This window comes from Aeromicrobium sp. UBA7512 (assembly GCF_002476985.1).
GTDB classification, from domain to species: Bacteria; Actinomycetota; Actinomycetes; order Propionibacteriales; family Nocardioidaceae; genus Aeromicrobium; species Aeromicrobium phoceense.
In genome coordinates this window covers 55,686-82,203 of record NZ_DLNK01000007.1, presented here as the reverse complement: position 1 = coordinate 82,203, position 26,518 = coordinate 55,686, and the positions used below count along the sequence as shown (strand labels likewise).

Annotated in this window: 28 protein-coding genes; 23 read left to right on the top strand and 5 right to left on the bottom strand. The window is 71.3% G+C overall.

What is annotated here, in order from left to right:
- The first annotated feature begins 77 nt into the window (after window positions 1-77).
- From B2363_RS11370 to cobU, 8 genes are all read left to right on the top strand, one after another.
- Window positions 78-1,601 carry a sugar ABC transporter ATP-binding protein gene (locus tag B2363_RS11370; RefSeq protein ID WP_286930278.1) on the top strand — a complete coding sequence of 508 codons (1,524 nt, stop codon included), beginning with the start codon at window positions 78-80 and terminating at the stop codon, window positions 1,599-1,601.
- Window positions 1,598-2,593, top strand: a complete 996-nt coding sequence (locus B2363_RS11365) for an ABC transporter permease (RefSeq protein WP_286930276.1) — start codon at window positions 1,598-1,600, stop codon at window positions 2,591-2,593. Before B2363_RS11370 ends, B2363_RS11365 begins: the two co-directional genes overlap by 4 nt.
- On the top strand, window positions 2,590-3,666 hold the full coding sequence (locus B2363_RS11360) for an ABC transporter permease (RefSeq protein ID WP_286930275.1): 1,077 nt from the start codon (window positions 2,590-2,592) through the stop codon (window positions 3,664-3,666). Before B2363_RS11365 ends, B2363_RS11360 begins: the two co-directional genes overlap by 4 nt.
- An 11-nt stretch (window positions 3,667-3,677) precedes the next feature.
- Window positions 3,678-4,850, top strand: a complete 1,173-nt coding sequence (locus B2363_RS11355; protein ID WP_286930274.1) for a substrate-binding domain-containing protein — start codon at window positions 3,678-3,680, stop codon at window positions 4,848-4,850.
- Window positions 4,851-4,920: 70 nt separating this feature from the next.
- Window positions 4,921-5,787, top strand: coding sequence for a sugar phosphate isomerase/epimerase family protein (locus B2363_RS11350; protein WP_286930273.1), 867 nt, complete (start codon window positions 4,921-4,923; stop codon window positions 5,785-5,787).
- The gene (locus tag B2363_RS11345) at window positions 5,784-6,905 is read left to right on the top strand and encodes a Gfo/Idh/MocA family protein (protein ID WP_286930271.1); all 1,122 of its coding nucleotides are present in this window, start codon (window positions 5,784-5,786) and stop codon (window positions 6,903-6,905) included. The genes B2363_RS11350 and B2363_RS11345 overlap by 4 nt, the downstream gene beginning before the upstream one ends.
- A gap of 19 nt (window positions 6,906-6,924) precedes the next feature.
- Window positions 6,925-7,926: a sugar phosphate isomerase/epimerase family protein gene (locus B2363_RS11340; RefSeq protein WP_286930270.1), complete on the top strand. Its 1,002-nt coding sequence runs from the start codon at window positions 6,925-6,927 to the stop codon at window positions 7,924-7,926.
- A 34-nt stretch (window positions 7,927-7,960) separates the two neighbouring features.
- Complete coding sequence (gene cobU / locus B2363_RS11335; protein ID WP_181754166.1) at window positions 7,961-8,491, top strand: bifunctional adenosylcobinamide kinase/adenosylcobinamide-phosphate guanylyltransferase; 531 nt, start codon at window positions 7,961-7,963, stop codon at window positions 8,489-8,491.
- Window positions 8,492-8,505: 14 nt separating this feature from the next.
- Here cobU and B2363_RS11330 read toward each other — a convergent pair whose 3' ends face one another.
- From B2363_RS11330 to B2363_RS11315, 4 genes are read right to left on the bottom strand one after another with little or no spacing between them, the layout of a single operon-like run.
- Window positions 8,506-9,108, bottom strand: a complete 603-nt coding sequence (locus B2363_RS11330; RefSeq protein WP_286930269.1) for a DNA-3-methyladenine glycosylase I — start codon at window positions 9,106-9,108, stop codon at window positions 8,506-8,508.
- Complete coding sequence (locus B2363_RS11325) at window positions 9,105-9,884, bottom strand: adenosylcobinamide-GDP ribazoletransferase (protein ID WP_286930268.1); 780 nt, start codon at window positions 9,882-9,884, stop codon at window positions 9,105-9,107. The genes B2363_RS11330 and B2363_RS11325 overlap by 4 nt, the downstream gene beginning before the upstream one ends.
- Complete coding sequence (cobT, locus tag B2363_RS11320; RefSeq protein ID WP_286930267.1) at window positions 9,881-10,900, bottom strand: nicotinate-nucleotide--dimethylbenzimidazole phosphoribosyltransferase; 1,020 nt, start codon at window positions 10,898-10,900, stop codon at window positions 9,881-9,883. The genes B2363_RS11325 and cobT overlap by 4 nt, the downstream gene beginning before the upstream one ends.
- Window positions 10,857-11,681 (bottom strand): SCO6745 family protein, encoded by an 825-nt coding sequence (locus B2363_RS11315; RefSeq protein ID WP_286930265.1) that lies wholly within the window; start codon window positions 11,679-11,681, stop codon window positions 10,857-10,859. Before B2363_RS11315 ends, cobT begins: the two co-directional genes overlap by 44 nt.
- 94 nt (window positions 11,682-11,775) lie before the next feature.
- Here B2363_RS11315 and B2363_RS11310 point away from each other — a divergent pair, with 94 nt between their 5' ends.
- Window positions 11,776-12,390 (top strand): TetR/AcrR family transcriptional regulator, encoded by a 615-nt coding sequence (locus B2363_RS11310; RefSeq protein WP_231948696.1) that lies wholly within the window; start codon window positions 11,776-11,778, stop codon window positions 12,388-12,390.
- On the opposite strand, the gene B2363_RS11305 is transcribed toward B2363_RS11310, so the two are convergent.
- A complete protein-coding gene (locus B2363_RS11305; protein WP_181754176.1) occupies window positions 12,384-12,878 on the bottom strand; it encodes an inorganic diphosphatase in 495 nt (164 codons plus the stop codon). The two genes, B2363_RS11310 and B2363_RS11305, sit on opposite strands and share 7 nt — an antisense overlap.
- A 94-nt stretch (window positions 12,879-12,972) precedes the next feature.
- Between B2363_RS11305 and dacB the strand changes: the two genes are divergently transcribed.
- The 14 genes from dacB to B2363_RS11235 all read left to right on the top strand — a co-directional run bounded on the left by dacB (window position 12,973) and on the right by B2363_RS11235 (window position 26,517).
- Window positions 12,973-14,310 (top strand): D-alanyl-D-alanine carboxypeptidase/D-alanyl-D-alanine endopeptidase, encoded by a 1,338-nt coding sequence (gene dacB, locus B2363_RS11300; protein ID WP_286930262.1) that lies wholly within the window; start codon window positions 12,973-12,975, stop codon window positions 14,308-14,310.
- A 143-nt stretch (window positions 14,311-14,453) separates the two neighbouring features.
- On the top strand, window positions 14,454-16,985 hold the full coding sequence (locus B2363_RS11295) for a DEAD/DEAH box helicase (RefSeq protein ID WP_286930260.1): 2,532 nt from the start codon (window positions 14,454-14,456) through the stop codon (window positions 16,983-16,985).
- A 25-nt stretch (window positions 16,986-17,010) separates the two neighbouring features.
- Window positions 17,011-18,051 (top strand): zinc-dependent metalloprotease, encoded by a 1,041-nt coding sequence (locus B2363_RS11290; RefSeq protein ID WP_181754182.1) that lies wholly within the window; start codon window positions 17,011-17,013, stop codon window positions 18,049-18,051.
- Window positions 18,052-18,239: 188 nt separating this feature from the next.
- Complete coding sequence (gene tilS, locus B2363_RS11285) at window positions 18,240-19,181, top strand: tRNA lysidine(34) synthetase TilS (RefSeq protein ID WP_286930257.1); 942 nt, start codon at window positions 18,240-18,242, stop codon at window positions 19,179-19,181.
- Window positions 19,182-19,274: 93 nt separating this feature from the next.
- On the top strand, window positions 19,275-19,829 hold the full coding sequence (hpt, locus tag B2363_RS11280) for a hypoxanthine phosphoribosyltransferase (RefSeq protein ID WP_286930255.1): 555 nt from the start codon (window positions 19,275-19,277) through the stop codon (window positions 19,827-19,829).
- A 54-nt stretch (window positions 19,830-19,883) separates the two neighbouring features.
- Window positions 19,884-21,902: an ATP-dependent zinc metalloprotease FtsH gene (ftsH, locus tag B2363_RS11275; RefSeq protein WP_286930253.1), complete on the top strand. Its 2,019-nt coding sequence runs from the start codon at window positions 19,884-19,886 to the stop codon at window positions 21,900-21,902.
- Between the two features lie 8 nt (window positions 21,903-21,910).
- Window positions 21,911-22,474: a GTP cyclohydrolase I FolE gene (gene folE, locus B2363_RS11270; RefSeq protein ID WP_286930251.1), complete on the top strand. Its 564-nt coding sequence runs from the start codon at window positions 21,911-21,913 to the stop codon at window positions 22,472-22,474.
- 13 nt (window positions 22,475-22,487) lie between these two features.
- On the top strand, window positions 22,488-23,339 hold the full coding sequence (folP, locus tag B2363_RS11265; protein WP_241732820.1) for a dihydropteroate synthase: 852 nt from the start codon (window positions 22,488-22,490) through the stop codon (window positions 23,337-23,339).
- Entirely contained in the window at window positions 23,332-23,739 is a 408-nt protein-coding gene (locus B2363_RS11260; RefSeq protein ID WP_286930247.1) for a nuclear transport factor 2 family protein, read from the top strand. Before folP ends, B2363_RS11260 begins: the two co-directional genes overlap by 8 nt.
- The gene (gene folB / locus B2363_RS11255; protein ID WP_286930244.1) at window positions 23,736-24,110 is read left to right on the top strand and encodes a dihydroneopterin aldolase; all 375 of its coding nucleotides are present in this window, start codon (window positions 23,736-23,738) and stop codon (window positions 24,108-24,110) included. Before B2363_RS11260 ends, folB begins: the two co-directional genes overlap by 4 nt.
- On the top strand, window positions 24,107-24,670 hold the full coding sequence (gene folK, locus B2363_RS11250) for a 2-amino-4-hydroxy-6-hydroxymethyldihydropteridine diphosphokinase (protein ID WP_181754200.1): 564 nt from the start codon (window positions 24,107-24,109) through the stop codon (window positions 24,668-24,670). The genes folB and folK overlap by 4 nt, the downstream gene beginning before the upstream one ends.
- A gap of 7 nt (window positions 24,671-24,677) precedes the next feature.
- Window positions 24,678-25,166, top strand: coding sequence for a DUF3180 family protein (locus B2363_RS11245; RefSeq protein ID WP_286930240.1), 489 nt, complete (start codon window positions 24,678-24,680; stop codon window positions 25,164-25,166).
- Between the two features lie 338 nt (window positions 25,167-25,504).
- Window positions 25,505-26,224: a hypothetical protein gene (locus tag B2363_RS11240; protein WP_286930238.1), complete on the top strand. Its 720-nt coding sequence runs from the start codon at window positions 25,505-25,507 to the stop codon at window positions 26,222-26,224.
- Entirely contained in the window at window positions 26,221-26,517 is a 297-nt protein-coding gene (locus tag B2363_RS11235) for a hypothetical protein (protein WP_286930236.1), read from the top strand. The genes B2363_RS11240 and B2363_RS11235 overlap by 4 nt, the downstream gene beginning before the upstream one ends.
- Window position 26,518: the final 1 nt, after the last annotated feature.

Below are 26,518 nucleotides of genomic sequence, written 5' to 3'. Positions count from 1 at the left end.
TTCAGCCTTTTAAACGTCCAGCCGACAACTTTTACCGAATACTCGACAGAAGTGGAGATCTGTGTCACAGTGCTTGCGTGAACGAGGCTGACCCGAACGTGCGCGAGAACGCGCCGGTGCTGCGCGTCCGCGCCGTGACGAAGGCCTTCGTCGGCAACCAGGTCCTCCACGGCGTGGACCTCGATCTGGTCGCCGGACAGGTGCTCGGACTCGTGGGCGAGAACGGCGCCGGGAAGTCGACGCTGATGAAGATCCTCGCCGGCGTGCACCCGGCCGACTCCGGCTCCATCGAGCTCGACGGCGAGGCGGTGACCTTCAGCCACCCGGTCGAGGCCCAGCGCGCCGGACTCGCCACGGTCTTCCAGGAGTTCAACCTGCTGCCCGAGCGGACCATCGCCGAGAACATCCACCTCGGTCGCGAGCCCCGTGGACGCGGTGGCCTCGTCGACACGCGCCGCATGGAGCAGGAGACCACCGCGCTGCTGAGCGGGCTGGGCATCGAGGGCCTGCGCGCGTCGCGCCGGGTCCGCTCGCTCTCGGTCGCCGAGCAGCAGATCGTCGAGATCGCCAAGGCCGTCAGCTTCGACGCCCGCGTCATCCAGATGGACGAGCCGACCGCCGCGCTGGCCGACCACGAGGTCGAGCTGCTCTACGGGATCGTGCGCCGGCTGACCTCGCGCGGCGTCGCCATCGTCTACGTCTCCCACCGGCTGCGCGAGGTCCTCGACCTGTGCGACACGGTGACCGTGCTGAAGGATGGTCGCCAGGTCGACACGCGCCCCGCCTCCGAGCTGGACGAGGCCACCCTGGTGCGCCTCATGGTCGGTCGGCCGATGGACTCGTTCATCCCCGATCCGACCCCCGGCACCACGGTGGGCGAGCCGCGACTGCAGCTGCGCGGCGCCGGCAACGGCTACGTCGACGACATCGACCTGACGCTGCGCGCGGGCGAGATCGTCGGCATCGCGGGCCTGCAGGGCTCCGGCCGCACCGAGCTGCTCGAGGGGATCTTCGGGATCGAGCCCTTCACCCGCGGCGAGGTCACCGTCGACGGTGCTGCCACGCCGATCGGCTCCCCGCGCCGCGCCATCCGCTCCGGCCTGGCGCTCGTGACCGAGGACCGCAAGGCCACCGGCCTGGCCCTGCAGCAGTCCCTGCTCGACAACGCGCTCGGCGTGGTTCGCGCCGTCTTCCCGCGCCGCACCGACGCCGCTCGGCGCGAGGTGCCCGGCCTGTTCGGCTCGCTGTCGGTCTCGGCCCGCTCGTTGAGCCAGGAGGCCCAGTTCCTGTCCGGCGGCAACCAGCAGAAGGTCGTCCTGGCGCGCTGGCTGGTCACCGACCCGAAGATCGTGCTGCTCGACGAGCCCACGCGCGGTATCGACGTCGGCGCGAAGCACGCCATCTACGAGGTGATGCGCGAGCTGGCCGCCCGCGGGATCGCCGTGCTCATGGTGTCCAGCGAGCTGCCCGAGGTGATCGGGATGTCCGACCGCGTCCTCGTGATGCGCGACGGCCGGCTCGCCGGCGAGCTGCCCGGCGGGTCCGACGAGGAGACGATCCTGTCGCTCGCCGCCGGACTGGACGAGGAGATCGCCTCATGAGGGCACGTCTCGCGGGCCTGGACTCGACGATGATCGTGTTCGTCGTGCTGGCGGTCTCGATCGTCGCCGGCTCGATCATCACGGCGCTCGAGGGCCGCAACTTCTTCAGCGTCGGCAACATCGACAACGTCCTGACCACCATGACGATCCTGGGCCTGATCGCGATCGGCCAGACCCTCGTGATCCTCGTGGGGTCGCTGGACCTCTCCGTGCCCTTCATGGTCAGCCTCGCCAGCGTGCTGGCCGGCGGGATCATGGCCGACCGCTCCGCGAACATCGCCCTCGGCGTCGCGGTGGCGCTGGGCGTCGCAGTGCTCTTCGGCCTGCTGAACGGCCTGATCGTCAGCATGCTCCACGTCCACGGCTTCATCGCCACGCTCGGCACCGGCCTGATCGTCTCGGGCTTCCTCGGGTCGAACTACCAGGGCAGCTCGGGCACGGCGCCGTACGCCTTCCGGCTGCTCGACGCGACGCGCATCGGCCCCGTGCCGGTGGCCACGCTCATCATGCTCGTGTGCGCCGGGCTGGCCGTGCTGATGCTGCGTCGCACGCGCCTCGGCCACCACATCTACGCCGTCGGAGGCAACGCCGAGGTGGCCCGCATGTCGGGCGTCCGGACGCAGGTGCCGATCGTCGCGGCGCACGTCATCTGCTCCGTGACGGCAGCCCTCGCCGGACTGCTGCTGCTCGCGCGCCTCGGCGTCGGCCAGCCGACGGTCGGCTCGCAGGCCGGCTACGACCTGATGTCCATCGCGGCGGTCGTGCTCGGCGGCACCCTGCTGTCGGGCGGCAAGGGCAGCATCGTCGGCACGATCGCGGGCGTCGGCATCTTCGCCGTCCTCGACAACGTCATGGGCGTCATGGAGCTGAACCCGTTCCTGAAGGACGTCGTGCGCGGCATCGTCATCGTCGTCGCGGTCGCCGTCTACGCGCGCCGCGAGATCGACCGGCGACCCGAGCGCTTCGGCGCGACGAAGGAGGTCGTCTCATGAGCATGAGCGTGCGCGCGCTGCCCCTCCACGAGGGCACCCCCGGCCGACGGTTCCTGGGCGTCCTGGCCACCCCCGGCGGCGCCGTCTTCCTCCTCGTCATCGCGCTGCTCCTCGCGATCATCGTGTCCAACCCGAGCTTCGCCGAGGGCAACTCGCTGATCCGGTTCGCGGGTCGCACGGCGCCGATCGCGATCGCCGCGATGGGCCAGTACTTCGTCATCGTCAGCGGCGAGTTCGACCTCTCCATGGGCGCGGTGATCGCCGCCCAGGTCGTCCTGGCCGGCAACGTCATCGGTCAGGACGAGTCGCGCATCCTGCCGGGGCTGCTGCTGATGCTGGCCGTCGGCGCCGGGATCGGGCTGCTCAACGGGCTGGCCACCACGCTGCTCAAGGTGCCGAGCTTCATCGTCACGCTCGGCATGATGCTGTCGCTGACGGGTCTCGTGCGGTACGTCACCGGCGGCGCCGCGACCGGCAACCCGTCCGACCGCTTCCGCGAGATCGGCCGTGGCGGCATCGAGAACGTGCCGGTCGTCGGGATGATCCCGTACCCGCTGATCGTGCTCATCGCCGTCGGAGCGTTCGCCGTGTGGCTCATGCGCCGTCCCTACGGTCGCACCCTGATCGCCGCGGGCGACAACCCCGAGTCCGCGCGCTTCTCCGGCACGCCGCTGTGGTGGACCAAGACGCGGGCCTTCATGATCTCGTCCCTGTCCGCGACGGTCGCGGGCGTCCTGCTGGTCGGCTACGCCGGCGTGCACCCCTCGGTCGGCGGCGGGTACGAGTTCGCCGCCATCACGGCGGTCGTGCTCGGCGGCGTCGTGCTCGGCGGCGGACGCGGCTGGGTCCTCTCGGCCGCGGCGGGCGCCTTCGCGCTCGAGCTGCTCTTCGTGCTGCTGACCAGCCTCGGCATCGCGTCGACGTGGCGCGACACCGTGCAGGGCCTCATCATCATCACGGCCGTCGCCCTCGCGGGCCGGGCCTGGCAGGGCGCCGGTCGCCGCCGCGGCCCCACGACTTCTCCACCCCCATCACCCCAGCCCGCCACGGGCGCAACGACAGGAGAGAACTGATGCGCGCATCCATGAGAGGGGTACTGGTGTCGGCCGCGGCCGTCCTGGTACTGGCCGGCTGCAGCACGGACGACGTGCCCGACTCCGGCGACGACGACTCGGGATCCAAGGACACCGAGTGGTTCGTCCAGGCTGACTTCGACCGTCAGGACGAGCAGCGCAGCGCCACCTTCGAGGGCGATCCCGCCACGCCGTGGATGCAGTACATCGCCGGCGACATGACCGACACCGCGAAGTTCAAGACCGAGGGTGCCAAGAAGGTCTGCTTCGCGAACGCCTCGATCAGCAACCCGTGGCGCCAGACCGGCTGGATCACGATGCAGCAGCAGCTGAAGGTGATGCAGGACGAGGGTGTCGTCTCGGAGATGGAGACCCGCGACGCGCAGGACTCCGACGACACGCAGATCGCCGACATCGACTACTTCATCAAGGAGGGCAACTGCGACGCCTTCATCATCTCGCCGAACTCCACGGCCGCGATGACCCCGGCCGTCGAGCGCGCCTGTGAGACCGGCAAGCCGGTCGTCGTGTTCGACCGCGGCGTCGACACCGACTGCGCCACCACGTTCATCCACCCGATCGGTGGCTACGCGTGGGGCATCGACACGGCCGAGTTCCTCGTGGACAACCTCGAGAAGGGCGACAAGGTCATCGCGCTGCGCATCCTGCCCGGCGTCGACGTCCTGGAGACCCGCTGGGCCGCGGCCGAGAAGATCTTCGAGGAGAACGACATCGAGGCGGAGGACCAGTTCACCGACGCCGATCCCACCAAGATCAAGCAGATCATCACCGACGCGATCAACCAGGACGACATCAAGGGCGTCTGGATGGACGCCGGTGACGGTGCCGTTGCGGCGATCGAGGCCTTCGAGGACGCGGGCAAGGACTACCCGGTCATGACCGGTGAGGACGAGATGAGCTTCCTGCGCAAGTGGGAGGACACCGGGCTGACCGGGCTGGCGCCCGTCTACTCCAACTTCCAGTGGCGCACCCCGCTGCTGGCCCTGCAGAAAATCTTCGCGGGCGAGGAGGTGCCGGCCGAGTGGGTCCTGCCCCAGTCGCCGATCACCGAGGACGACCGTGCGGACTACCTGAAGGCGAACGACGGGATGCCGGACGGCCACTACGCCAAGTTCGGCGGCGAGGACCTCCCGGGCTTCCCGAAGGCCTGGCAGGACCGCTGATCGCGACCCGGGTGGCGGCGACTCGGCGCCGCCACCCGGGACCCACCCGTCCCTCTCGACAGGAGAAGTCGTGCGCAGCATCGGCATCAACACGTGGGTCTGGCAGTCGCCGCTCACCGACGCCACGGTCGAGGCCCGCCTGGAGCACGTCGCCGCCCTCGGCTTCGACGCGGTCGAGCTGCCGCTGGAGAACCTCGGCGACCTGACGGCGGACGTCGTCGGTCCGGCGCTCGAGCGCACGGGCCTGGCCCCTTCGGTCGTCGGCGCGATGGCGCCGGGACGCGACCTCGTCGGGGCGGACGACGCGGCCGTCGCGGCGACGCAGGACTACCTCCGCGGGTGCATCGACCTCGCCGCCGGCATCGGGGCCGAGGCGGTCTGCGGCCCCTTCTACGCGGCGACCGGCCGCACGTGGCGCCTGTCGCCCGACGAGCGCCGCGAGGCCTACGGGCAGTGGCGCGGGAATCTCGCGCCGGTCGTGGAGCACGCGGCGTCCCGCGGCGTGCGGATCGGCATCGAGCCGCTGAACCGCTACGAGACGTCGCTGGTCAACACGGTCGACCAAGCGCTCGAGGGCCTCGACGGACTCCTCGGAGCGTCGCTCGGTCTCGCGCTGGACACCTATCACCTGAACATCGAGGAGCGGTCCAGTGCCGGCGCGATCCGTGCGGCGGGCGAGCACCTCGTGCACATCCAGGTCTGCGGCAGTGATCGCGGTGCGCCCGGGGGCGACCAGACCGACTGGGAAGCCGTGATCGGCGCCCTGGACGAGGTCGGGCACACCGGCCCCCTCGTCATCGAGAGCTTCACGGCCGAGAACGCCTCGATCGCCACGGCGGCGTCGATCTGGCGACCCCTCGCGCCGACGCAGGACGACCTGGCGCGTGACGGACTGGCGTTCCTGCGCGAGCTGAACCGAACGGGGGAGTCACGATGACGCGCGAGCTCGGGGTGGCCGTCATCGGCTACTCCTTCATGGGCAAGGCCCACTCCAACGCCTGGCGCAACGTCGGGGCGTTCCACCCCCACCTGCCCCCGGTCGCCCAGCAGGTCCTGGTCGGCCGCGACCCCTCGGCCGTCCGCTCGGCAGCCCACCAGTTCGGCTGGCGCGAGTCAGCCACCGACTGGCGCGACGTCGTCGCCCGCGACGACGTGGACATCGTGGACATCTGCACCCCCGGGCACCTGCACCACGAGATCGCGCTGGCCGCCCTGCGCGCCGGGAAGCACGTCATGGTGGAGAAGCCACTGACGAACACGCTCGAGGAGTCCGCGGAGCTCGTCGTCGCCGCCGAGCAGGCGCGCGCGCGCGGGGTCCGCTCGATGGTGGGGTTCAACTACCGCTGCGTGCCCGCGCTCGCCCTGGCGCGATCGGTGATCGCCGAGGGCCGGATCGGCGAGGTCCGCCAGGTGCGGGCCTCCTACCTGCAGGACTGGCTCGTCGATCCCGAGGCTCCGATGACCTGGCGCCTGCGCAAGGAGGAGGCCGGCTCGGGGGTGCTGGGCGACCTCGGCTCGCACGTGGTCGACCAGGTGCGCTTCCTGCTGGACGACGAGGTCTCGAGCGTCGCGGGCCGGCTGGAGACGTTCGTCGGGTCGCGTCCGGGACCCTCCGGTCCTGAGCCGGTGACGGTCGACGACGCCGCGTGGGCGCTCCTGGGCACGTCGCGCGGCGCGATGGTCAGCCTCGAGGTCAGTCGGATGGCCGCCGGGCGCAAGAACGCCCTGCAGATCGAGGTGTACGGGTCGCGCGGCTCGGTCGCCTTCGACCTCGAGCGCCTCAACGAGCTGTGGATCGACACCGGCGAGGGACGCACCCGCGTGCTCGTCACCGAGCCCGACCACCCCCACCTCGAGCCGTGGTGGCCGCCCGGTCACGTGCTGGGCTGGGACCACACGTTCACGACCCAGGCCGCCGGCTTCCTTGCCGCGATCGCGGACGGCACCGACCCCACCCCGTCGTTCGAGGACGGCCTCGCCGTGCAGCGGGTGCTCGACGCGATCGAGCGCAGTGCCGTCGCCGGACGCGACACGGTCGCACTCGCGAGATCCTGATCATCGAAGGAGGGACACCATGGGCAAGCGCTTCACGCTCTTCACGGGCCAGTGGGCCGACCTGACGCTCGAGGAGGTCGCCGAGCTGGCGGCCGGCTGGGGCTACGACGGCCTCGAGATCGCCGTGTCCGGCGAGCACCTCGACGCGTGGCGCTGGGACGACGACGACTACGTCGAGGGACGGCTGGAGATCCTGCGCCGGCACGGCCTCGGCTGCTGGGCGATCTCGAACCACCTCAAGGGCCAAGCCGTGTGCGACGACCCGATCGACGACCGCCATCGGTCCATCGTCGGGCCGCGCGTGTGGGGCGATGGCGATCCCGAGGGCGTGCGCCGCCGCGCCGCCGAGGAGATGCAGCACACCGCACGCCTCGCGCAGCGGATGGGCATCGACGTCGTGGTGGGCTTCACCGGCTCGTCGATCTGGCAGTACGTGGCGATGTTCCCGCCCGTCCCCGCCGAGCGCATCGAGGCCGGCTTCCAGGACTTCGCCGACCGCTGGCACCCGATCCTCGACGTCTTCGACGAGTGCGGCGTCCGGTTCGCGCACGAGGTGCACCCCTCCGAGATCGCCTACGACCACTGGTCGACCGTGCGCACGCTCGAGGCGATCGGCCACCGCGAGGCGTTCGGCATCAACTGGGATCCCAGCCACATGCTGTGGCAGGGCCTCGACCCGGTCGCGTTCATCAGCGACTTCGCCGACCGGATCTACCACGTGGACTGCAAGGACACCCGCATGCGGATGGGCGGAGGCCGCAACGGCATCCTCTCGTCGCACCTGCCGTGGGGCGACCAGCGTCGCGGCTGGGACTTCGTCTCGACCGGGCGCGGTGACGTGCCCTGGGAGGACGCGTTCCGCGCGCTCGCGCGCATCGGCTACGACGGGCCGATCTCCGTGGAGTGGGAGGACGCCGGGATGGACCGGCTTCGGGGCGCGCCCGAGGCACTGGAGTTCCTCAAGCGCTTCGACTTCGACCTGCCCACCGCCTCCTTCGACTCCGTGTTCGACCAAGGCTGACCGCCGCGGCTCGCGGCGGGACTAGGCTTCGAGCGTGAGGACCCTCATCACCGGAGGCGTGCGGTCGGGCAAGTCGTTCCATGCCGAGTCGATGCTCGTCGCGGCCACCGACGTCACGTACATCGCTCCCGGGCCGGCCCCCGATCCCGAGTTCGACCCCGACTGGGCGGCGCGCGTCGAGGCCCATCGCGGTCGGCGCCCCGAGCACTGGAAGACGGTCGAGACCGCCGACCTGGAGCGCGCCATCGCGATGGCCGACGGGACGGTGATCGTGGACTGCCTCGGCACGTGGGTCACCGCCCTCATCAGCGAGCTCGACGGCTGGGACCAGACGCTCGACGACTGGGAGCCCGAGTTCTGGCTCCGGGTCGAGCGCGCCGTCCAGGCCATGACGGCCCACGCCGAGGACGTCGTCGTGGTGACCAACGAGGTCGGCTGGGGAGTCGTGCCCGAGCACCGCTCCGGGCGGCTGTTCCGCGACCTGCTCGGCAAGGTCAACCAGCGCTTCGCGATGGACTGCGACGAGGTCCTGCTCGTCGTCTCGGGCCGCGTCCTGCGGCTCTGAGCCGTTCGCGGTGCTCAGGCGGGCGGCGTGAACCCCGCGCGGGCGTCGGCGGCGCGGGCGCGGACCACGCAGTCGTGCGCGTGGTCGTTGACCAGGCCCATCGCCTGCATGAACGAGAACACCGTGGTCGGGCCGACGAACTTCCAGCCGCGCCGCTTGAGGTCCTTCGACAGGGCGATCGCGGTGGGCGAGGTGGTCAGCGACTGGGGCTCGGGGATCTCGGCGGGATCGGGCTCGTGACGCCACACGAACGCCGCGAGCGAGCCCTCCGACTCGATCAGCTCCAGCGCGCGGCCGGCGTTGTTGATCGCCGCCTCGATCTTGCCTCGGTGCCGCACGATGCCCGCGTCGGCGAGCATGCGGAGCACGTCGGACTCGTCGAACGCGGCGACGGCCTCGAGCTCGAATCCCGCGAACGCCGCGCGGAAGTTCTCGCGCTTGTCCAGGATCGTGCGCCACGAGAGGCCCGACTGGAAGCCCTCGAGGCAGAACTTCTCGAACAGCCGCACGTCGTCGGAGACGGGGAAGCCCCACTCGCCGTCGTGGTACTCCACGAAGCCGGGGGCGCCGCCGGCCCAGTCGCAGCGCGGCTCGCCGTCGGGGCCGAGGAAGGTCATGGAATCACCGCCGAGAAGCCGATCAGGAGGACAGCGAGGGCGACCTCGACCGAGGCGCCCACCGCATCGCCGATGATGCCACCGAGGCGGCGCACGACGTGGGCGATCAGGGCGACGACCACCACCAGTGCCACGGCCACCGCGACCACGCCCTGCAGCACGGGGGCCGAGGTCGCCGCCGTCAGCGCCGCGCCGACGGCGGCTGCCGCAAGCCACGCCACCGCCAGAGCGATGGGCCCGACGCTGCCGGCGAAGGTGGCGCCCATGCCGTCGCGACGGGCCGCGGGGACGCCGCGCCGCAGGCCCACGGTGGCCGCGGCGCGCGCGAGGCACCACAGCCCCCCGAGGGCCACGGGGCCCCACGACCAGCATGTCGCCAGGGTCCCCGCCGCCGCGGCCTGCACCAGCAGGACGAGCACAAGGGTGGCCGCGCCGGCGGGCCCCACGTCACCCGTCCGCGCGACGGTGAGCGCCCGGTCGCGGTCGTAGGAGGAGGCGAGCGCGTCGGCGGTGTCCGCCAGCCCGTCGAGGTGGAACCCGCGGGTCGCCCACGCGCCGAGGCCGATCGCCAGGGCGCCGACGACGACCGAGGTCAGGCCGAGCTCCCGCCCACCCCACGCGACGAGGGCCACCAGCGCACCGACCGGGATGACAGCCAGCGGCGCGATCGCGACGGCGACGCCGGCGGTGGCGCGGTCCACCCGTCGCGGAGCCGGCACCGGAACGGCGCTGAACGTCCCGACGGACAGCCGGACCGCGTCCCCGAATCGGCTCACAGGAGCTCGTCGAGCCGCGCCATCTCCGACAGCAGCAGGGCCGCGGACCGCACGAGCGGCACGGCGGTGACCGCGCCCGAGCCCTCGCCGAGGCGCATGCCGAGGTCGAGCAGCGGCTCGAGCCCGAGGTCCTTCAGGGCGTGCCACTGCGCGCCCTCGGTGGAGCGGTGGCCGGCGGCGAGCCATGGGGCGACGCCGGGCGTGAGGCGCTCGGCGACGAGTGCGGCGGCCGTGGCGATCGCCCCGTCGAGCAGGACCGGGACGCCCGCCTGCGCGGCGGCGCTGATGAACCCGGCCTGGGCGGCGATGTCGGGGCTGCCGAGCGCGCTCAGCAGGTCGATCGGGTCGGAGGTGCGGTCCTGCGCGCGACGCAGGGCCGTGTCGATGACGTCGGTCTTGACCCGCAGCGCCGCGTCGTCGATGCCGGTGCCGCGCCCGACGACGTCGACGGCCGGGAGACCGAGGACCGCGGCCGTGAGGACCGCCGCCGTGGTGGTGTCGCCGATGCCCATGTCGCCGCCGATCAGCAGGTCGGCGCCGGCCGCGATCTCCTCGGCGGCGATCGCCGCGCCCGCGTCGACGGCGCGCTGCGCCTCGTCTGCGGTCATCGCGTCCGTCAGGTGCAGCGGCTCGGTGCCCCGGCGGATCTTGTACGCGCTGATCGAGGGGTCGAGGTCGGGGAACTCACCGTCGACGCCGAGGTCCTGGACCCGCAGGTGCACGTCGTGCTGGCGGGCCAGGACGGCCACGCCTGCGACGCCGGAGACGAAGGCCCGCACCATGGCGCCGGTGACGGCCGACGGGTAGGCCGAGACGCCGTGCGCCGCGACACCGTGGTCGCCCGCGAAGACGACGGCTCGCACGTTCGAGGGAGCGGCCGGGGTGGCCTCGCCGCGGACCGACGACCACCACACCGCCAGCTCGCCGAGGCGCCCGAGGGCCCCGGCGGGAATCGCCAGTGCGGCGAGGCGGTCACGAGCTGCGGAGAGAGCGTCCTGCGAGGGCGGGGTGATCATCTGCCCATTGTCCCGCGAGATCGACGAGCTCGGCCTCGAGGGTCACCAGGCGGGAAGCGGCCTCGCGGTCGAGGCCCGCGGCCACCACGCGGTCGGTGGCGTCCTCCAGCTGGGCGCGCGCGGCCCGGCCGGTGTCGGTGGCGGTGCCGTCGGACTCGAGCCAGCCGCGCGTCACGAGTCCGGCGATCGCCTCGGCCCACTCCTCCTCGGTCCAGCCGCGCATCGTGCGCTGGTCGGAGAACCAGGACCAGCCGGTGCCGACGGCCAGGGCGTTGGCCGCCGCGCCGCCGAGCCCCGCGGCCGTGAGCACGGCGAGGTGACAGTCGCCCCGGTACTCGCGCAGGGCGGTGACGGACTGCCAGAAGTCGACGACGGGATCGTCCGAGGCGGGCAGGTCGGCGTGGGCGGCGGCCAGCGGCTTGCCGGCCCAGTCGACGCCCTGCAGCACGGATCGGACCCGCGGCGCGAGGGCCGCCGCGCCCTCGGCGACGCCCTCGAGGAGGTCGCGAGCCAGGGCATGGCGCTGCTCGAGCACGCGGTCGCGGTCGGCCATCCGCCACGCGTCGGGCAGCGCGCGCTCCACGAGGCGCGGGGCGAAGCCGTGGAACGTGGCGACGACGAGCCGGGGGCCGGGCGTCCCGAGCGCGGCGGCCCGGCTGGCGAAGTACCCCATCCAGTAGCCCTTGAGGCCGACCGACTCGTACCTGGCCTTCGAGTCGGGGGCGAAGTAGACGCCGCCGTGCAGGTTCTCGATCGCGGACCAGAGGGCTCGTGAGGTCATGGGCCGACCCTAGCGGCGTCCAAATGGGGGATTGCCGGACGACAGTCTCCCGGATTCAGATACCATCGGTATGCGAAGCCGGAAGGAGCCCGCCGTGACGCAGACCAGAGTGAGCCGTGCCGAGCGTCAGCAGCAGACGCGTGACCGCCTCGTCGAGGTGGCCACCCAGATGTTCCTGGACGTCGGGTACTCCGGCACGTCGCTGGACAAGGTGGCGGTCGAGGCCGGCTTCTCCAAGGGCGCGGTGTACTCGAACTTCGCCGGCAAGGAAGAGCTCTGCATGGCGGCGCTCGACACGATCCACGCCGAGAAGATCCGCCTCGTGCACGAGATGTTCACCGAGGACACGTCGATCGAGACGCGCCTGAAGAGCTTCGTCGAGTGGTCGCGGTCCGGCCTGGGCGAGCCCCGTTGGACGGCGCTCGAGGTGGAGTTCGCCGCCGTCGCGCGGCACAACCCCTGGGTGGCGTCGGAGCTGGTGAAGCGTCACCGCGAGGTGCGCCGCCTGATCGCGCAGCTGATCTCGGCCACGGTCGAGGACGCGGGGCTCGAGACCACGGTCCCGGTCGAGCACGTGGCCACGGCCCTGCTCGCGGTGGGCGCCGGACTCGGCGGCCTGCGCGCGCTCGACCCGAAGATCGACATGGACGTGTTCGGCGACGTGCTCGCCGGTCTCGTCAGGCCCCGGAGGGACCCCGCGGCTCAGTAGCCGCCGTTGGCCTTGAAGCGCTCGAAGCTGGCCTGGATCTCGGCCTCGGCCTCGGCGCGGCCGACCCACTCGGAGCCTTCCTCGACCGACTTGCCGGGCTCGAGGTCCTTGTAGCTGGTGAAGAAGTGCTCGATCTCGCGCAGGTCGAAGTCGGACACGTCGCCGACGTCCTGCGTGTGGTCGTGGCGCGGGTCGCCCGCGGGCACGCAGAGGATCTTGTCGTCGCCGCCGGCCTCGTCGGTCATCTTGAACATGCCGATCGCGCGGCACTCGATGACGCAGCCGGGGAACGTCGGGAAGGGCAGGATGACGAGCGCGTCGAGCGGGTCACCGTCGTTGCCGAGGGTGTTGTCGATGAACCCGTAGTCCGCCGGGTACTGCATCGACGTGAAGAGGGTGCGGTCCAGCCGGATGCGGTGGGTCTTGTGGTCGAGCTCGTACTTGTTGCGCTCGCCCTTGGGGATTTCCACGGTGACGTCGAAAAACACGATTCCTCCGGCTTGGTGTTGATGGCTGTCACATAGTCTGACGCACGTGAAGGCCCGTGACTCCCGCAGGGGGGAGAGAGTGCATGCGGCCTGGATGCTGCCGTTGCTCGTGGTGGTCACGCTCGCGGCGATCGGCGCGCTGTACCTGCGGGGCGACCTCAACCCCATCCTGTGCGACGGCGCGTGCGGACCGGAGTACGTCACCGCCCCCACCGGCCTGGCGTCCGCGTCGCCCGCGTCCGACCGGGCCACCGGCGTCGGCTCCGCGCCCGTCGACGCCGCCGCGCTCGCGGCCGCGGTGAAGGAGCCGCTGGCGTCCGACGCCCTCGGCGGACGCACCAGCCTCGTCGCCCTCGACGCCCGCGACGGCACCGTGCTGGCCGAGTCGGGCGACGGCACGCACATCCCCGCCTCCACGACGAAGCTGCTGACCGCTGTGGCGGCCCTCGACACCCTCGGTCCCGACGCCACCTTCACCACCTCGGTGGTGCGCGACGGCGACCGGCTCGTGCTGGTCGGCGGTGGCGATCCCTACCTCACCGACACCCGCACGAAGGGGTCGCCCGTCGAGCGTGCCGACCTCGCCACGCTGGCCGTCGCCACGGCGACGAAGGTCGGTCGGGCGAGGGTCACGCTCGACTACGACGTCTCCCTGTTCTCCGGGCCGTCGGTCAGCCCGGCCTGGGAGGAGGGCTACGTCGGCAGCGTGGTCGCCCCCGTCAGCCCGCTGTGGATCGACCGCGGGCGGGTGGGCGCCGCACGCTCCACCGAGCCCGCCGCGGATGCCGCCCGTCGCTTCGCGGAGCTGCTCCGGGCCAGGGGCGTCGACGTGGCGGGCGAGCCCGCCCGGGTGGAGGCGCCCGCCGGGGCCACGAAGGTCGCGCAGGCCCGCAGCGCCCGGCTGTCGCGGATCGTCGAGCGGTTCCTGGCCGATTCGGACAACGAGGTCGCCGAGGTGCTGCTGCGCCAGGCCGCGATCGGGGGAGGGCAGCCGGGCTCCTTCGCCGGTGGTGCGAAGGTCGCCACCGAGGTCCTCGCCAGGTCGGGCGTCAGCACCGAGGGCCTGGTGCTGAACGACGGCAGCGGGCTCTCGCGCAAGAACCGGATCTCCGCCACCACGCTCGCCGAGACGATGGTCCAGGCGTCGGCCAGGCCGCGGCTGTCCTCGACACTGAGCGGCCTGCCGGTGGGCGGCTTCAGCGGCACCCTCGAGAACCGCTACGACCGTAGTGACGCGCGCGGAGTCGTGCGCGCGAAGACCGGCACGCTCACCGGCGTGCACTCCTTGGCCGGCATCGTCACCCTCGACGGCGGCCGGCCGGTGGCCTTCGCGGTGATGTCCGACGACACCGAGCAGGTCAACCCCTTCGTCACCCAGGCCGCGCTCGACCGCGTCGCCGCGTCGATGGCCTCCTGCGCCTGCGGGGCCTAGCGCGCCGCTGGTCTCGATACGCCGCTCGCTGCGCTCGCGTGCCACTCGACCACCGGGGCGGAGCGAAGCGAGACGTGGGGGCACCTCCCGCTTGCGGGGGCGTATCGAGATCAACCCTGCGAGGTGACCTCTAGGCTGCTCAGGTGGCCTCCTCCCGTCTCGTCGACCGGCTCCCCGCCGGCACCACCGACGACGTCGACGCGGTGCACGAGGCCATCCTCGGTTGGATCGAGGACCGCGGCCTGACGCCGTACCCCGCGCAGGACGAGGCGATCCTCGAGATGGTCGCCGGGTCCAACGTCGTGCTGGCCACGCCCACCGGCTCGGGCAAGAGCCTCGTCGCCACTGCGGCGATGGGTGCGGCGCTCGCGCGCGGTGAGTGCAGCGTCTACACCGCGCCGATCAAGGCGCTCGTCAGCGAGAAGTTCTTCGACCTGTGCGAGGTCTTCGGCGCCGACAACGTGGGCATGGTCACCGGCGACGCCGCCGTGAACGCCGATGCGCCGATCATCGCCGCGACGGCCGAGATCCTGGCGAACATGGCGCTGCGCGAGGGCGCCGCGGCCGACATCGGCCTGGTCGTGATGGACGAGTTCCACTTCTACGCCGACCCCGACCGCGGCTGGGCCTGGCAGGTGCCGCTGATCGAGCTGCCGCGCGCCCAGTTCCTGCTCATGTCGGCCACGCTCGGCGACACGACGCGCCTCGAGTCCGACCTCGCCCGGCGCACGGGCCGCGAGACCGTGGCGGTCACGTCGGTCGAGCGTCCGGTGCCGCTGGTCAGCGAGTACGTCACCACGCCCGTGCACGAGACGCTGGAGCAGCTCGTCGAGACGCACCAGACGCCGGTCTACGTCGTGCACTTCTCGCAGGCGGCCGCGCTGGAGCGCGCGCAGGCCCTGACCAGCGCCAAGGTGGCCACCCGCGCCGAGCGCGACGCGATCGCCGACGCCCTGGGCGACTTCCGCTTCACCTCGGCGTTCGGCAAGACCCTCTCGCGCCTGATCCGCATGGGCATCGGCGTCCACCACGCCGGCATGCTGCCGCGGTACCGCCGCCTCGTCGAGACCCTCACGCAGCAGGGCCTGCTGAAGGTGGTGTGCGGCACCGACACGCTCGGCGTGGGCATCAACGTGCCGATCCGCGCCGTCCTCTTCAGCGGCCTGTCGAAGTACGACGGCACCCGCCAGCGCCACCTCCAGGTGCGCGAGTTCCAGCAGATCGCCGGTCGGGCGGGCCGCGCCGGTTTCGACACCGTGGGCCACGTCGTCGTCGAGGCGCCCGAGCACGAGATCGAGAACGCGCGGCTCGTGCGCAAGGCCGGCGACGACCCGAAGAAGCTCAAGCGCATCCAGCGCAAGAAGCCGCCCGAGGGCTTCGTCTCGTGGGGCCACGGCACCTTCGAGCGGCTCGTGAACGGCACGCCCGAGCCGCTGGTGTCGCGGATGAAGGTCAGCCACGCGATGGTGCTCGACGTCATCACCCGGCCCGGCGACGCGCGCGCGGCGCTGGAGCACCTGATCCGCGAGAGCGGCGAGACCGAGGAGTCGCAGGAGCGCCTGCTGGCCGAGGTCGAGAACATCGTCGAGGCGCTGCTCGCCGGTGAGGTCGTCGAGCGGATCGACCCGCCCGACGCCCAGGGCCGCACCCTGCGCCTCACCGTCGACCTGCAGGCGAACTTCGCGTTGAACCAGCCGCTGTCGCCGTTCGCGGTCGCGGCCTTCGACCTGCTGGACCGCGAGTCGCCCACCTACGCCCTCGACGTCGTGTCGGTCGTGGAGTCCACGCTCGACGACCCGCGGCCGATCATCAGCGCCCAGCGATTCCGGGCCCGCGGCGAGGCCGTCGCGGAGATGAAGATGGACGGCATCGAGTACGACGAGCGGATGGAGCTGCTCGAGGACGTCGAGCACCCCAAGCCGCTCGAGGACCTGCTGAACGCCGCCTACGAGATGTACCGCAACGGTCACCCGTGGGTGGCCGACCACGAGCTGCGGCCGAAGTCGGTCGTGCGCGAGATGTGGGAGCGGGCGATGACGTTCTCCGAGGTCATCGCCGAGTACCGCCTGGCCCGGTCCGAGGGACTCGTCCTGCGCTACCTCTCCGACGTCTACAAGACGCTCGTCCGCACGGTGCCCACGGCGGTGCGCAACGACGAGCTGACCGACCTCACCGAGTGGCTGGGCGAGCTGGTGCGCCAGACCGACTCCAGCCTCCTCGACGAGTGGGAGCAGCTGATCGCGCCCGGCGAGGACCCGGCCGACGTGCGCCCGCAGGCGACCGGCGCCGAGACGCCGCGCCCGCTCACCGCGAATGCCCGCGCCTTCCGCGTGCTGGTGCGCAACGCGATGTTCCGCCGGGTCGAGCTGGCCGCGTTCGGCCGGTGGGATGCGCTCGGCGAGCTCGACGCGGCCTCCGGCTGGGACGCGCTCGCGTGGCGCGAGGCGATCGCCGGCTACCGCGAGGAGTACAGCGAACTGGGCAGCGGCGCCCAGGCCCGCGGCCCGCAGCTGTTCATGGTGGAGGACGAGACGCGCCGCGTCTGGCAGGTCCGGCAGGTGTTCGACGACCCCGAGGGCGATCGCGACTGGGGCATCAGCGCCGAGGTCGACCTCGACGCCTCCGACGCCGAGGGCGAGCCGGTGGTCCGCGTCCTCGACATCGGCCCGCGCTGAGGCGCTTGGACGTAGGTTGGACGCCATGATCGACTGGAAGGTCGCCAGCTCCACGGCCCGGCGGCTCATGAAGCCCGGGCCCGACCTCAGCGCGGCGGAGGTCGAGGAGGTCGTCGCCGAGCTGCGCGAGGCCTCGGCGATCGCCGAGGGGCCGGTCCGGGAGTTCACCGGCCTCGTTCCCGCCTACCCGACGCCCGTCCTGGTGGTCGACCGTCCGCGCTGGGCCGATGCCAATCTCGCCGCGTTCGAGGTCCTGATGACCCCGTTCAACGAGAAGCTCGCCGCCGAGGGCAAGCTGCCCACGGGCCTGCCCAAGGCCGTCGGCGGGCGCGTCACCGGCGTCGAGCTGGGCGCGATCGTGGCGTTCCTCGGTGGGAAGGTGCTGGGCCAGTTCGACCCGTTCGCCGAGGGCGGCCACGGACCCGGGCGCCTCCTGCTGGTCGCGCCGAACATCGTGCACGTCGAGCGCGAGCTCAACGTCGACCCCACCGACTTCCGGCGCTGGGTGTGCCTGCACGAGGAGACGCACCGCGCGCAGTTCACCGCGGTGCCGTGGATGCGCGGCCACATGCTGAGCCAGGTCGACCAGCTGATGGATGTCACCGACGTCGGCGGGGGAGCGGTGACCGACCTGCTCTCCGAAGCGCTGCCCGAGCTGGTGCGCATCGTCCGCGGCGACTCGGACAAGTCCCTGTCGGACCTGTTCCAGAACGAGCAGCAGCGCGAGGTGGTCGACCGGCTCACCGGACTGATGTCGCTGCTCGAGGGCCACGCGGACGTCGTGATGGACGACATCGGCCCCGAGATCGTGCCGAGCGTCGCCGAGATCCGTCGCAAGTTCACCAAGCGCCGGGCCTCCGGCTCGACGCTGTCGAAGGTCTTCCGCCGGCTGCTCGGCTACGAGGCCAAGATGCGCCAGTACAGCGAGGGCGCCACCTTCGTCCGCACCGTCACCGACCAGGTCGGCAAGGACGGCTTCGACGCCGTCTGGGCCGCCCCCGAGCACCTGCCCACGCGCGCCGAGATCGTCGACCCGAAGTCCTGGGTCGCCCGCGTCCACGGCTGAGGCGCGGACGTGCCCGGCCGCCTGTCGACGTGGTCTCGATACGTCGCTCGCTGCGCTCGCGTACTACTCGACCACCGGCCCCGCGACCGAGGGACGGGCTCGCGTCGCGTCGACCGCTGCGCTCCGTTCGGTGATCGAGTAGCAGGGCGAGGAACGAGCCCGCGTATCGAGATCAGGGTGGCCCACGGGTGACGCGCCTCGACCCGCTCGTTGCGCGGGCGCGGAACCTCGTCGAGCCCCACCTGGCCCCCGGAGCGGTCGTCGCGGTCTCCGGCGGTGCCGACTCCCTGGCCCTGGCCGCGGTCGTCGCCTTCTTCGTGCGCCGCCGCGGCGTCGAGGCGCGTGCGGTGGTCGTCGACCACGGGCTCCAGCCCGGCTCGGCCGAGGTGGCCGCCCGGGCCGCCGAGCAGTGCGCGTCGCTCGGCCTGCCCGCCTCGGTCAGCGCCGTGGAGGTCGGAGACCTCGGCACCGGACCCGAGGACGCCGCGCGCGTCGCCCGCTACCGCGCGCTGCACCACGAGGCCGGCCGCGGCGGCCTGCTGCTCGCGCACACCCTCGACGACCAGGCCGAGACGGTCCTGCTGGGCCTGGCGCGCGGCTCGGGTCCCCGCGCGATCGACGGGATGCGTTCGGTGAGCGGCCGACTGCACCGGCCCTTCCTCACGCTGCGACGCTCAGAGACCGAGCGGATCTGCGCGCTGCACGACCTCGAGTGGTGGGAGGACCCGCACAACGACGACTCCTCCTACCGCCGTGTCCGCGTGCGGCGCGAGCTGCTGCCGCTGCTGGAGGACGTGCTCGGCGGGGGCGTGGCCGAGGCGCTGGGGCGCACCGCCGACCTGGTGCGCGCGGACGCCGACCTCCTCGACACCATGGCCTCCAACGAGACGCCGACGAAGGGCGAGATCGACGACGTCGAGTCGTTCGGCGACCTCGACCGCGCCCTGCGCCTGCGGGTGTGGCGCCGTCTGGCCGTGGCCGCCGGCGCGGCTCCGGGCGAGCTGTCGCACGCCCACACCCTCGCCCTCGACGGGCTGCTGAACGCCCGCGGCGGCACACGGATCGAGCTCCCCGGTCATGTCGTCGCCGTCCGCGAGGGCGCCGGGGTCCGGTTCCGCGACGAACGATGAGGCATTCCGCCCCGCTGCGGCACCCGAATGCCTCATCGTGCGACCTCGCCACCGGCTGAGACCGATTCCGCCGCTTGTGGCACGCTGGGCGTCGTGGACACCTCGCACGTCGAAGCCGACCTCGACCTGACCCAGACGCTCTTCACCGAGGAGCAGATCAAGGCCCGGTTGGCCGAGATGGCCCGCCAGATCGAGGCCGACTACGAGGGCCGCGACGTACTGCTCGTCGGCGTCCTCAAGGGCGCGGTCATGGTGATGGCCGACCTCTCCCGCGAGCTGAACCGCCACGTCGAGATCGACTGGATGGCCGTGTCGTCCTACGCCGGCACCAAGTCCTCCGGCGTCGTCCGCATCCTCAAGGACCTCGACACCGACCTCGACGGCCGTCACGTGCTGATCGTCGAGGACATCATCGACACCGGCCTGACCCTGTCGTGGCTGGTCGCCAACCTGAAGTCGCGCGGCCCGGCCTCGGTCGAGATCGCCACGCTGCTGCGCAAGCCCGAGGCCCTCGAGATGCCCGTCGACGTCAAGTACGTCGGCTTCGACATCCCCAACGCCTTCGTGATCGGCTACGGACTCGACTACGACGAGAAGTACCGCAATTTGCGCAGCATCGGCACACTGGCCAAGCACATGTACTCCTGAGTACACGGCTGTGAGCATCGAACGGAACACCACCTGCATGAACGACGAGGCGGCATGAGCATCAAGAGCGTGTTCAAGGGACCGTGGCTGTGGATCATCCTGATCGCGGGCGTGGTCATCGGCGTGCTGTCGTTCTCCGGGTCGGCCGACGGGTACCGCGAGGTCAAGACCGCCACGATGGTGGGCTACTTCAACGACGCCAAGATCAAGGACGTCACCTTCGTCGACGGCGACCAGGAGGTCCGCGCGACCCTCAAGGGCGACGACGAGAAGAAGGTCAAGGCCACGTGGCTCGGCCAGGACCAGGGCTCCCAGCTCGTCACCCAGGCGCAGAAGCTGGTCGACGACGACCAGATGAACGCCTACAACGTCAAGATCCCGCCGAAGAACACGTTCCTCTCGGTGCTGCTGAGCTTCCTGCCGTTCGTCATCTTCATCCTGATCTTCCTGTGGCTGATGAACTCGATGCAGGGCGGCGGCGGCCGAGTCATGCAGTTCGCCAAGTCCAAGGCGAAGCTGATGACCAAGGACACCCCGCAGACCACCTTCGCCGACGTCGCCGGCTGTGACGAGGCGATCGAGGAGCTCGGCGAGATCAAGGAGTTCCTGCAGGAGCCCGCGAAGTTCCAGGCCGTCGGCGCGAAGATCCCCAAGGGCGTGCTGCTCTACGGGCCGCCCGGCACCGGCAAGACCCTGCTTGCCCGCGCCGTCGCCGGCGAGGCGGGCGTGCCGTTCTACTCGATCTCCGGCTCGGACTTCGTCGAGATGTTCGTCGGTGTCGGCGCCAGCCGCGTTCGCGACCTGTTCGAGCAGGCGAAGGACAACGCCCCCGCGATCGTCTTCATCGACGAGATCGACGCCGTCGGCCGTCACCGCGGCACCGGCATGGGCGGCGGCCACGACGAGCGCGAGCAGACCCTCAACCAGCTGCTCGTCGAGATGGACGGCTTCGACGTGCGCGGCGGGGTCATCCTGATCGCCGCGACGAACCGTCCTGACGTGCTCGACCCCGCGCTGCTGCGTCCGGGTCGCTTCGACCGCCAGATCGCGGTGGAGGCGCCCGACCTGGCCGGCCGCACCCAGATTCTCAAGGTGCACGCCCGGGGCAAGCCCATCGCGCCGGGTGTCGACCTCGAGGCCGTCGCGCGCCGCACCCCCGGCTTCAGCGGCGCCGACCTGGCCAACGTCCTGAACGAGGCGGCCCTGCTCACCGCGCGCGGTGCCGCCACGACGATCGACAACGAGGCGCTGGACGAGGCGATCGACCGCGTCATCTCCGGCCCGCAGAAGCGCTCGCGCCTCATGAACGAGCACGAGCGCCTCGTCACCGCCTACCACGAGGGCGGCCACGCCCTGGTGGCCGCGGCGCTGCCGCAGAGCGATCCCGTTCACAAGATCACGATCCTGCCGCGCGGTCGCGCCCTGGGCTACACGATGGTGCTGCCCGACGAGGACAAGTACAGCCAGACGCGCGCCGAGCTGCTCGACAAGCTGGCCTACATGCTCGGTGGCCGCGCCGCCGAGGAGCTGGTCTTCCACGACCCCACCACGGGTGCCGGCAACGACATCGAGAAGGCCACCAGCCTGGCCCGAGCGATGGTCACGCAGTACGGCATGAGCGAGCGCATCGGCGCGGTGCGGTTCGGCGAGGACAACGGCCAGCCGTTCCTGGGCCGCGACATCGGCCACTCGCGGAACTACTCCGAGGACATCGCCGCGACGATCGACGACGAGATCTCCTCGCTCATCGCGCAGGCTCACCAGGAGGCGTTCGACATCCTCGTGGACAACCGCGAGGTGCTCGACAGCCTCGTGCGCGAGCTGATGGAGAAGGAGACCCTCGACAAGGCCGAGGTCGCCCGCATCTTCGAGGCCCTGAACCGGCGCGAGATCCGTCCCGCGTGGACCGGTTCGGACACGCGCCTCCCGTCGTCGCAGCCGCCCATCGTCGTGCCGCACCGCAACGGCTCCAGCCGTGACGATCGCGAGGACGGTATCGTCGTCGGACCGGACGCCGGCCCCGACGCAACTCCTGTCGACGAGCCCCAGCCGGGCGAGTCACCCACCATCTGAGGAGCGCCGTGCCCGTCGACCAACCCCGTGCCGAGGCGGCCGTCCGCGAGCTGCTCGCGGCCATCGGTGAGGACCCCGAGCGCGACGGACTCGAGGACACCCCCGCCCGCGTCGCCCGTTCCTACACCGAGCTGCTGCGCGGCTACGACCAGGACGCCAAGGAGGTGCTCTCCGCCGTCTTCGAGGTGGGGCACCGCGAGCTGGTCCTGGTGCGCGACATCGAGCTGTGGAGCATGTGCGAGCACCACATGGTGCCGTTCTTCGGCGTCGCCCACGTGGGCTACATCCCGGGTGAGCACGGTCATGTCACCGGCCTGTCCAAGCTCGCCCGCCTCGTCGACGTCTACGCCCGGCGGCTGCAGGTGCAGGAGCGCCTCACCACGCAGATCGCCGAGTCGATCGTGGAGGTCCTGGAGCCCGAGGGCGTCATCGTCGTCATCGAGGCCGAGCACCTGTGCATGACGATGCGTGGCGTCGCCAAGGCCGGCGCCCGCACCATCACCAGCGCCGTGCGCGGCCAGCTGCTCGACCCCGCCACCCGCGCCGAGGCGATGAACCTCATCAGCAGGTGAGGCAGGAGCGCGCATGACGACCCCACCGATCCCCGGACTCCCCGAGGACCGGTGCGTCGTGATGGGGGTCGTCAATGTCACGCCCGACTCGTTCTCCGACGGAGGTCGCTGGTTCGACCCCGGCGCCGCGGCCGAGCACGGACTCGACCTGGTGCGGCGCGGTGCCGACCTCGTCGACGTCGGCGGCGAGTCCACCCGTCCGGGTGCGCTCCCGGTCGACCGCGAGGAGGAGCTGCGCCGCGTCGTCCCGGTGGTGCGCCGGCTGGCCGACGCGGGCGTCGTCGTCTCCGTCGACACGATGTGGTCCGAGACGGCCGAGCAGTCGATCGAGGCGGGCGCGGCGATCGTCAACGACGTGTCGGGCGGCCGTGCCGACCCGCAGATGGTGCCCCTCGTCGCCCGCGCCGGCGTCCCGTTCGTCGTGATGCACTGGCGCGCGCACTCGGACCGGATGCAGCAGCACACCGACTACGACGACGTCGTCGAGGACGTGGTCTCCGAGCTCCGCAGCCAGTACGCGGCGGTGTGCGAGGCGGGCGTCGACCCCGAGCGGGTCATCCTCGATCCCGGTCTGGGCTTCAGCAAGACCGGCGACCAGAACTGGACCCTGCTCGCGCACCTCGAGCGCTTCACCGACCTCGGTCGGCCGCTGCTCGTGGCCGCCAGCCGCAAGGGCTTCCTCGGCGCGCTGCTGGCCGACTCCGTGGGCCCGCGCCCCGTCGACGGCCGCGAGGACGCGACCGCCGCCATCAGCACGCTCTCGGCGATGGCAGGGGCGTGGGGCGTGCGGGTCCACGACCCCCGGCCCAGCGCGGACGCCGTGCGCGTGGCGGCCCGGCTGCGCTCGGAGGCCGCCCGTGGCTGACGTCCTGGCCGCCCACCGCGCGTTCTACGACGCGATCGAGACCGGCGACGTCGACCTCATGACGTCGCTGTGGGTCGACGACGTCGCCACCACGTGCGTGCACCCGGGCGCTCCGCCGCTGAACGGGACGGGTCCGATCCTGCGGTCGTGGACCGTGCTGATGGCCGGCGTCGGCTACATCCAGTTCTTCCTGACCGACGTCGAGGTCACCCTGCTGCCCGCCACCGACCCGACCACGGCGATCGTCGTGTGCACCGAGAACATCCTGTCCGACGCAGGGTCGGTGGAGTCGTTCAACGGCGGTCGCGCGGTCGCCACGAGCATCTTGGTCCGCGATGCGGGACAATGGCGATTCTTCGCGAGGCACGCCTCGCCCCTGATCGAACCGGAGGATGTGTGAGCGAGAACCTGGGGGACCGGATCGAGCTCCGAGGGCTCTCCGCGGTGGGCCACCACGGCGTTTTCGACCACGAGCGCAGGGATGGTCAGACGTTCGTCGTCGACCTCGTGCTGTCGGTCGACCTCGAGCCCGCCGCGGTCTCGGGCGACCTGACGCAGACCGTGCACTACGGCGAACTCGCGGAGGAGGTCCACGCGATCATCACGGGGGACCCCGTGGATCTCATCGAGACGTTGGCCCTCCGTATAGTGAACGTGTGTCTGGGACATGAGCCCGTCCGCTGGGTCAGCGTGACGGTGCACAAGCCCGAGGCGCCGATCGAGGTGGCGTTCACCGATGTCACCGTGACGATGGAGCGGAGCAAGCTGTGACCGAAGCACCCACGCCCTACGAGCTCGACGCCGACACGATGACCGGGGGAATGCGACCCATCCGCCAGGCCGTCCTGTCGATCGGCTCGAATCTCGGCGATCGTGCCGGCCGCCTGCAGGGCGCCGTCTCCGCGCTGGAGGACACTCCCGAGGTCACGGTCGTCGCGATCTCCTCGGTCTACGAGACCGAGCCGGTCGGCACCCCCGAGGGTTCGGGCTCCTTCCTCAACGCGGTCGTCCTCATCGACACCACGCTGACGGTGCACACGCTGCTCGACCGCGCCCTCGCGATCGAGGACGCCTTCGAGCGCGAGCGCAGCGAGCCGGGTGCCCCCCGCACGCTCGACGTCGACATCATCGTGGTCGGCGACCGCGTCGCCAACGACGACTCGCTCACCCTGCCGCACCCGCGCGCCCACGAGCGGGGCTTCGTGCTCGTGCCGTGGCTCGAGATCGATCCCGAGGGCGAGATCCCCGGCCACGGCTTCGTGGCCGACCTCGTGTCGGGCGTCGACACCTCGGGCGTCACCAAGCGCGAGGACGTCGAGATCATTCTGTGATCGTCCGATGAGGAAGGCCCGGCGCAGCTCGCCCCTCTACGTCGCGGTGCTCATCGCGTCGGGTCTCGTCGCCGGTCGCCTTTTGCCGCCCCTCACTGTGCGGCTCGACGGCACCTCCCCGCCGGTTCCCGGCTGGGCCGCCGCGATCGTGCTGCTGTGCGGTGCCATCGCCGTCGCTGCCCTCGCTTGGGGCACCTGGCAGAACCTGCACCGGCGCCAGCGGCGCTTCACCGCCGACCACGCGATCCGCCTGCTGGCTCTGGCCAAGGCCGCCGTGCTCGTCGGGGGCGTCTTCACCGGCGGCTACGCGGGCTACGCGCTGGCCTACCTCGGATCGTCCACCGAGCTGGGTGAACTGAGGTTCTGGCGCGCCGGCGCCGCGGCCGCCGCGGCCCTGCTGCTGCTGATCGCCGCGCTCGTCCTGGAGTGGACCTGCCGGCTCCCGTCGGACGACGACGAGGAGACCACCTCAGAGGCCGGCCCGGCCCCCGCCTGAAGTCTGTCCACAGACCCGCCGCCCACTCTGGTGGGCGTCGCTGAGGTCTGGCATCGTCACTCTCCAGTCGTCATGATGGGGGAGTGATCGAGTTGAACGAGGTCAACAAGCCATAGGCACCCTCTGGGGGAGCCGGGAGGTTGGGAGCGGCCCTTCCCGACGCCGGAGGCTCCGCGCGGGCATTCTTTGCCCGCGTGAAGAAGGCGTGTGCCGCTGCCGCCCGGCGCGCGCGAAATGTGGGGACGTGATCTTCGCGTGGTGGACGCGCGCATTCCGGTCACACCCAGCCGTGCGCCGTTGCTTGCGTAGTGCAGGTTTGACCGGCCAGAGTGGCGCTCATGGAGCCGGATGGGGAAGACGACTACGTTCGTGGGCTGGGATCCATCGTCGTGGCAGCGGGTCGGCTTGAGTACGAGGCGTACTACACGGCCTACTGCTTGGGTGTACTCCACGCTCCCAATCTGAAGGTTCGCAACGCGCTCGCAGAGGCGCGCGACCTTCTCGTTAAGGAACAGCAGGCACCTTGGTGCCGCCTAGAGATCCCCGACTTTGACCGCTGGGCCAACAGTTGCAGGGAGGCGCTGGAGGAGCGGAACGCGGTGTTTCACTCGTATCGCACGAATTGGTTGCTGAAGCCGGGCGCGCAACCCATCCGGGCGCACTATTGGACGAAAGACGGTTCCGAGGTCGATGTATCGCCGAGCGGGCTGCAGAACCTGTTTCAACGCCTCGATGAAGTCGCGAGAAAATCGCTCGCCTTCAAGCTGGGGGTCGAAGTAAAACCGGGGGTGTTCGAGTTCCCGCTCGATGGGCCGGGCTTCCCGCCGTCTTCGCTGTTTCCAATGCCTGCGGCCTTGAGAAGCCTGCCAGGCTTCGACCAATCCGATCAGCCGGTGACGTTCGAGCACTTCGGTCATCTCACCGCGGACGAGCGAAAGACGTGGGTCGAATGGGCCGAATGCAGACTCGCCGCGTTCGCGGCTCGTGCCGACACTCGCCGCAAGCGCGGGGCGCCCGCCGAGGCCTCCGGCCTTGAGATGAGGGGGCAGCACTCATGAACGCGCCGCAGGTGTGGACGCTCATGGGGGTGTTCGGTGCATCCATGTTCGCCATGGTGGGAATCGTGACCGGCACCTTCACTCGTGTCCTGCGTGCCGAACTGGCTGGCTTGCGGGGTGAGCTCAAGGGAGAGATCGGCGGGTTGCGTGGCGAGGTCAATGGTCTCCGCGGCGAGATGAGCACCCGCTTTGAGCGCGTGGACGAGCAGTTCCGCGGCGTGGACGACAGGCTCGATCACCTCGACCGCGACGTCCAGGCGCTGAAGCGGATGGTCTTCGACCGGCCCGAGTGAC